Genomic DNA, 740 nt, shown 5'->3' with positions numbered 1-740 from the left:
AAGGAAAATCTTAATTATATTTTCCTTAGGTGCCTCTAAAATTGATTGTGGCGTTGGATATTGACTTAAAAGCTCAATTGAACTTTTAGATGTTGAATCTGAAAATATAGTATTATAGCCAGGAAAAATAACTCTTAAATCAGCGGATAATTTTTTCTTAAAAGTAGAGCTAGTATCTGTAAGTTTGTAATACTCTCTTACAAGATTTTTCAGAAGAAAAATATCAAGGCTAAGTTGTTGTGATAACTTAATGTTTTGAAATTTTCCTATTGTTGCAATAGATAAAGCGTCTTTTTTATCATTTTTCACTTTTCTTATGTCGCCATTTTTGTTAGACTTAGTAACGAGTGGATTGATAACAAATGTGTTATCGAAATATTTATTAAGATAGTGGAAAAGAGATAAATGGTACACGCCAGTGGACTCCATGAAAATTGCAGTTTTCATGTTAAACTCTTCTTCCACTTTTTTTATTTCATTAACTAAGTGGTTGAAGCCATTGAGATCATGCTTTATTTTAAATGACTTCTTATAAATATCACCATTCGGTGCGAGTATTGCAGTATATGAAAAATCAGCTGAAACATCAATTCCTATTACAGGACTATAAAAAAAATTAGACATTGTATATATCTCCTTAAATTAAATTTTAGATATAGAATAGAACTTCCACTCTGTCAGATAGCTTATAACCTTGTTTGTGACACGGGTAATTCCCGAAGGGAAACCCAACCAGCTAA

At 30.3% G+C, this 740-nt stretch carries 1 protein-coding gene; it reads right to left on the bottom strand.

The window, feature by feature from the left end; all coding sequences use genetic code 11:
* On the bottom strand, positions 1 to 624 hold a 624-nt coding region (locus ACJDTP_RS27405; RefSeq protein ID WP_406763005.1), incomplete at its 3' end, for an IS110 family transposase.
* Between the last annotated feature and the right edge of the window lie 116 nt (positions 625 to 740).

Origin of the sequence: Candidatus Clostridium helianthi (assembly GCF_045310795.1) — a bacterium.
GTDB classification, from domain to species: Bacteria; Bacillota; Clostridia; order Clostridiales; family Clostridiaceae; genus Clostridium; species Clostridium helianthi.
This window is presented reverse-complemented; position numbering and strand designations above follow the sequence as displayed.